This is a genomic window from Bacillus sp. JJ675 (assembly GCF_036963165.1).
GTDB lineage: Bacteria > Bacillota > Bacilli > Bacillales > Bacillaceae > Bacillus > Bacillus glycinifermentans.
This window is the reverse complement of sequence record NZ_JBALMR010000084.1, coordinates 111,525-117,979: the sequence shown is the minus strand read 5'-3', so window position 1 is coordinate 117,979 and position 6,455 is coordinate 111,525. Positions and strand designations below refer to the sequence as shown.

Genomic DNA, 6,455 nt, shown 5'->3' with positions numbered 1-6,455 from the left:
AAATAAAAGCGTCAGCTCTGCCTTCTGCAACTTCCTGCGCCATGAGGACCATCGAAGAGTTTTTCTTTCTTCTGACAGCCCGGACAGGTTCGTCTGTCGCTTCAATGACTTCTTCTGCATGTTTGACGGTGATCCGCCCGTGTTCTGTTAAATGGCCGGCTATTTTTTCCCGGTCTCCGATGAGTGTGATCTCAAGGTCCTGAAAATCCTTGACAGCCTTCATCACTCCGTCGATTACAGCTTTAGGAGCATTGTCGCCTCCCATAGCATCTACTGCAATTCTCATGACAAATGCGCCACCTTCTATGATTGTTTTGAACGATACATGACAAAAACGCCTGAAAACACAGGCTCTTCGGCAACAAAGCTGTTCACTTCGACAACCGTTCTGCCTTTATCTTTATCAAGCTTTACGACTTTCGCTTTTGCCACAACCCGCTCGCCTTGTTTGACCTGCCTTGTAAAGCGGATGTCCGCTTTGGCGGTCAGCGCGAGCTCATCATCGATGAGGGCGACGGCAAGCGAGTTGGCCTGGGCGAACAAGTGGTGTCCCCTGGCGATTTGGTTGCGGCTGAACACGTGTTCCCTTCGGATCTCAAGAATCGAAATCGCATGTTCATCAAGCTCAAGGTCGATGATTTCTCCGATGACTTCATCAAGCGACAGCGACTTCACTTCGTCTTCGAGCGATTTTTCGGCAACACTTTTGATTCTTTCCCGAAGCTCGGGTATCGAAAGTTCCAAACGGTCTAAACGAATCGTCTGAATGCTGACTTTAAATTTCTCCGCCAACTCTTCGTCTGTAATGAACGGGGTCATTTTAATCGTCTGCTGCAGCAATTCTTGGCGTTCCCTTTTGCTTTTTCTCATATTTATAAACACCATCCGCGCAATTGTGACTAGGTACTAATAGTAGTATATAATTTCATAGATTGGAATGCAATCTTTCTTTCTCCTGTTCACGGTTAAAATTTCTGAGTCAGCTTAGTTTTTCCCCGCCTATGATTCCGCTTTTTTGCAAATGCTCCCTTAACGGGGCATATTCGGAATCCGTCCAGAACGCTTGCGAGGAGACGAGCTCTGCCGCGTCTTTCCTGGCCGTCTCAAGCGCGCGGTAGTCATGGACCATGTCAGCGACTTTAAACTCCGGCATCCCGCTTTGCTTTTTGCCGAAGAAATCGCCCGGCCCCCTTAGTTCGAGGTCCTTTTCAGAAAGTTCAAAGCCGTCGGTCGTTTCGGACATGATCGCCATCCGTTCCTTGCCCGTATCAGATTTCGGATCAGCCATCAGGATGCAGTACGACTGATGGTCGCCGCGGCCGACGCGGCCGCGAAGCTGGTGAAGCTGCGAGAGTCCGAACCGGTCGGCATCATAGATCAGCATGACGGTCGCGTTCGGCACGTTTACGCCGACTTCCACAACGGTGGTCGAGACGAGAATCTGGCATTCATTGCTGCTGAACTGTCTCATCACTTGTTCTTTTTCATCGTTGGACAGTTTTCCGTGCATCAGCCCGATCCGCCATCTTCCTTGAAAAGCGTGGGTCAGCATGCTGTGCACATCGATCGCATTTTGCACATCAAGCTTGTCCGACTCTTCGATCAGCGGGCAGATGACGTAAGCCTGCCTGCCTTTTTTCAGTTCTTTTTCAATAAAGGCAAGAATCCGTTCAAGCATGTCGTGCTTCACCCAGTACGTCTCAATCCGCTTGCGTCCCGCCGGCATTTCGTCAATGATGGAGACATCCATTTCGCCAAATACCGTGATCGCGAGCGTTCTCGGAATCGGCGTCGCCGTCATGAACAGGACGTCGGGGTCCTTTCCTTTGCTTCGCAATTTTTTTCTCTGCTCGACGCCAAACCGGTGCTGTTCGTCGGTAATGACAAGGCCGAGCTGCCGAAAATGCACATCGTCCTGGATGAGGGCGTGTGTTCCTACTAAAATATCAATTTCGCCTTCTTGCAGCCTTTCCAAAAGCTCCCGCCTTCTTTTGCCTTTTACAGAGCTTGTCAAAAGCGCGACATTGACATCCATGTTTTTAAACAGGGAAACCAATGAGTCTGCGTGCTGTTCGGCCAGTATTTCGGTCGGAACCATCAGCGCGCCCTGACAGCCGGATAAAATCGAAGCGTACAAGGCGATGGCGGCGACTGCGGTTTTGCCCGAGCCGACATCGCCCTGCAGCAGCCGGTTCATTTTGTATTCGGAAGCCATATCGTTTAAGATGTCGCCGAGGGCTTTCGCCTGGGCGTTTGTCAGCGTAAACGGAAGGCTTTTGACAAACTCGTCGACGTCTTCGCGTTTAAAGGCGTGCCTGATCCCGCGGGACTCTTCCCGCTCAAATTTCCGCAGCGCCTGCATTTTGAGCTGAAACAATAAAAATTCTTCATAGACAAAGCGGCGGCGCGCCTGTTTTAACGCGTCCCTCGTCTCCGGTTTGTGGATCGCTTTTACCGCATCCCGGTAAGAAGGAAGTTTGTAGGCGAGCCGCAGCTTTTCCGGAAGGGGATCCACGGCGTATTGCAGATGGGTGCGAACGGCTTCCTGAATCAGCTTCCGCATCGTCTTTACCGTGATGTTTTCTTTTACCGAATAGACGGGTTCTATCGTTTGATCTTCCTTATGGGGTCCGTTTTTCAATTCCTGGACCATCACCGACTGCCTGTGCTTGTCCCATTTTCCTGAAACGGTGACAACCGACCCGATGGCCAGCTTCTTTTTCAAATACGGCCGGTTAAAGCAAATCGCCGTGATCAGGTAGTTTCCGACCAAAAGCCGAAACGTGAGCCGGCTCCGTTTTTTCCCGTAATAGGTAAGAGAAGGCTCACTGTGAACCTTCCCTTCGACCGTCACTCTCTCCTCGTGTGCCACTTCTTCCAAATCGCGCAATTCATAATCGTCATACCGGTACGGGAAGTAGTTCAAAAGATCGGAAACGTCGTAGATGCCGAGCTCGTTCAGCGTCTTTTCCGTTTCCGCCCCGATTCCTTTTACAACAGATACGCTATTTTGCAGATTGTTCTTCACGTGCAGTTGACGCCCCTCCGAATATTTTTTTCTCCAATTCTTTGCCTGTCGGGGTTGCGGCAAGACCGCCGCGGCCTGTTTCTCTTAAAGCCGTCGGCATCGTTTGCCCGATTTTGTACATCGCATCAATGACTTCATCGCACGGAATCCGGCTCGTAATACCGGCGAGCGCCATATCTGCCGCAACCATCGCATTTGCCGCTCCCATCGCATTGCGCTTCACACAAGGAACTTCGACAAGCCCTGCGACGGGATCACACACAAGACCGAGCACGTTTTTCAAGGCGATCGCCATCGCTTCTGCGCACTGTTCAGGCGTTCCACCCGCCATTTCGACGATGGCCGCCGCAGCCATTCCGGAGGCGGATCCGACTTCAGCCTGACATCCGCCGGCCGCTCCGGAGATACTCGCATTGTTGGCGACGACAAATCCGAACGCGCCTGAGGTGAATAAAAAGCGGACCATCTGCTCTTTTGTCGGATTGAGTTTGTCTTTGACGGCAAACAGCGTGCCGGGCACGACGCCTGCCGATCCTGCCGTTGGTGTCGCGCAGATCGTCCCCATTGCAGCGTTGACTTCATTTGTCGCAACCGCTTTGCTGACGGCGTCCAAAATCACGTCTCCTGACAGACCTTTTCCCGATTTGAGATAAGCCTGCAGCTTGACGGCGTCGCCGCCGGTTAATCCCGAGTGTGACTGAACGCCGCTGATGCCTTTTTCCACGGCCGCTTCCATCACTTCTAAATTGGCCTCCATCTGCTCGAAAATCTCTTCTCTCGTCCGGCCTGACACCTCGATTTCCTGGGTGATCATGATTTCTGAGATGGAGACGTTTTTCTCTTTCGTCAGCTGAATCAATTCTTTTACGTTTCGAAACATATAAACTCCCTCTCTTTGTCCTTTAGTCGGCGATCTGCGTCACTTCGATGATATTCGGCAGCGTCCGCAGTTCGTCAAATACGGCCGGATCGATCGCCTGATCGACCTCGATTGTCATGAGCGCTTCCTGTCCGACGTCTTTGCGGGCCACTTCCATATGGCCGATGTTAATCGCGAATTTTGCCAGTACGTTTGCAACGCCTGCAATGGTTCCGTACCGGTCATTATGGACGACTAAAATAGCGGGGTGATTACCCGACAATCTGAGTTCAAAGCCGTTAAGCTCTATAATTTCGATTTTTCCTCCGCCGATCGAAATGCCCACAAGTTCAAGGGATCCTTCTTCATCAGAGATGAGAAGGCGGGCTGTATTCGGGTGTTTCGGCACCGCGTCTTCTTCGCGGAACTCGATTTCGATTCCCTTTTCTTCCGCGATGCGGATGGATTCTTTAATTCTTTCGTCAAATGTATCAAAGTCTAAAAGACCGCCGATGATCGCCACATCCGTCCCGTGCCCTTTATAGGTTTCGGCAAAAGAGCCGTATAAAGAAACGATGATGCGTTTCGGTTCCCGTCCAAACACGCTTCTGGCGACCCTGCCGATTCTGGCGGCGCCTGCAGTATGAGAACTTGACGGTCCGATCATGACCGGCCCGATAATATCAAACACACTTCTGTATTTCATGTATATCCCCCTTTCATGCGTTCACAGATTTCACTGTGAATACCGGAAAACAGCCGTTTTTTTTAGACTAATCGATCTAAGGTCGATTGGCAAGCAGACAGCCGCGAGGAGCTCGCGAGCACGCTTTAAAAAAAGCCAAAAGAAGAGAAGGGCTTTTTTATAACGCCCTTCTGCCGTCAATGCTTATTCCACAGCCAAAATGTAAGAATACAGCGGCTGTTTGCCGTCATGAATTTCGACTTCAACATCTTCGAATGTTTCGCTGACATACTTGGCGAGCTCTTCCGCTTCTTCTTCGGAAGCGTCTTCGCCTTTTATGATCGTCACGATTTCGCTGTCTTCATCGATCATTTCGGCGATCAGCTTTTTGGCTGCCGTCAATTGCTCTGCCGCGGTTTCAACGATTTTTCCATCGAGGATGCCCATGAAGTCGCCTTTTTTAATGTCGATGCCGTCAATGTTCGTATCTCTGACAGCATATGTGATCTGTCCGCTTTTGACATGGGTAATCGCTTCAAGCATGTTCTCTTCGTTTTCTTCTGCGCTTGCGGCAGGGTTGAATGAAAGAAGCGCGGCCATTCCTTGGGGAACGGTCTTTGTCGGGACGACGATCACGTTTTGATCAGCGACATCTGCCGCCTGGTTGGCCGCCATGACGATGTTGGAGTTATTCGGCAGGATCACGACTGTGTCCGCGTTGGCATCCTTTACCGCCTGGACGATGTCTTCCGTGCTCGGATTCATCGTCTGGCCGCCTTCGATCACAACCGTCGCGCCGATGCTTTTGAGGAGCTCGGCAACCCCTTCACCCATCGCTACGGTGACAACGCCGTACGGCTGTTTTTCGGCTGGAGCCTTAACGGCAGCATCCTCCTTCGTTTGGCCGACAATCGCGCTGTGCTGCTCTCTCATATTTTCAATCTTCATATTGATCAAGCTGCCGTACTTTTGCGCATATGTCAGGACTTCACCCGGAAATTCGGCATGGATGTGCACTTTTGCAAGGTTCTCGTCAGAGACGACGAGCAGCGAATCGCCGAATCGGCTTAAATCCCGGCGGAACGCGTCTTCTTGAAAGCTGTCTTTCTCCTTGTCAAGCTTCACCATGAATTCCGTGCAATAGCCGAATTCGATGTCTTCAGTGTTCATATGGCTTTGTGCGCTTTTATGATGCTCCGCGCTGACGAGATCATCCAATGACGGAAGCGCGGCGGCCTTATCCGACAGCTTTTCTCCTTTTAAAGAAGCAAGGAATCCCTCATATACGTACAAGAGTCCTTTTCCTCCGCTGTCGACGACGCCGACTTCTTTTAATACCGGCAAGAGCTCAGGGGTCCGCTCCAATGAAGCAGACGCTTCCTTGACAACGGCCTCCATGACGGCAATGATATCGGTTTCAGTTCGCGCGGTGTGAACTGCTTTTCTGGCCGCGTCTTTCGCAACCGTCAATATCGTGCCCTCCACCGGTTTCATGACCGCTTTATAGGCGGTGTCGACCCCGGCCTGAAACGCGGCCGCAAATTCCTTAGCGTCAATTTCGCTTTTCTGTTCGATCGACTTTCCAAAGCCCCTGAACAGCTGCGATAAAATGACGCCGGAGTTTCCCCTGGCTCCCATGAGGAGCCCTTTTGAAAGGCTTGCCGCCACTTTGCCGATATTCGCCGTATCGATTTGCTCCACTTCTTTTGCACCGGATGTCATCGATAAATTCATGTTCGTTCCTGTATCACCGTCCGGCACGGGAAAAACGTTTAACGCATCAACCACGTTTGCGTTTTGAGACAGATGGTGCGCACCGTACAGAATCATTTCTGCAAAGGCTTTCCCATCCAGGTTTCGTATAGACACTCTTGTTTTCCTCC

At 51.1% G+C, this 6,455-nt stretch carries 5 protein-coding genes and 1 pseudogene; all 6 read right to left on the bottom strand.

Annotation, left to right across the window (positions count from 1 at the left end):
- A pseudogene (locus V7126_RS20695) lies at window positions 1–286 on the bottom strand (phosphate acyltransferase PlsX); the annotation flags it as partial.
- A 17-nt stretch (window positions 287–303) separates the two neighbouring features.
- Window positions 304–870: a transcription factor FapR gene (fapR, locus tag V7126_RS20690; RefSeq protein WP_046128993.1), complete on the bottom strand. Its 567-nt coding sequence runs from the start codon at window positions 868–870 to the stop codon at window positions 304–306.
- A gap of 109 nt (window positions 871–979) precedes the next feature.
- Window positions 980–3,028 (bottom strand): ATP-dependent DNA helicase RecG, encoded by a 2,049-nt coding sequence (recG, locus tag V7126_RS20685; RefSeq protein ID WP_335498675.1) that lies wholly within the window; start codon window positions 3,026–3,028, stop codon window positions 980–982.
- Complete coding sequence (gene sdaAA / locus V7126_RS20680; RefSeq protein ID WP_046128995.1) at window positions 3,006–3,908, bottom strand: L-serine ammonia-lyase, iron-sulfur-dependent, subunit alpha; 903 nt, start codon at window positions 3,906–3,908, stop codon at window positions 3,006–3,008. Before sdaAA ends, recG begins: the two co-directional genes overlap by 23 nt.
- 22 nt (window positions 3,909–3,930) lie before the next feature.
- Window positions 3,931–4,593, bottom strand: coding sequence for an L-serine ammonia-lyase, iron-sulfur-dependent subunit beta (gene sdaAB / locus V7126_RS20675; protein ID WP_046128996.1), 663 nt, complete (start codon window positions 4,591–4,593; stop codon window positions 3,931–3,933).
- 183 nt (window positions 4,594–4,776) lie between these two features.
- Window positions 4,777–6,441, bottom strand: a complete 1,665-nt coding sequence (locus V7126_RS20670) for a DAK2 domain-containing protein (protein ID WP_175076203.1) — start codon at window positions 6,439–6,441, stop codon at window positions 4,777–4,779.
- Between the last annotated feature and the right edge of the window lie 14 nt (window positions 6,442–6,455).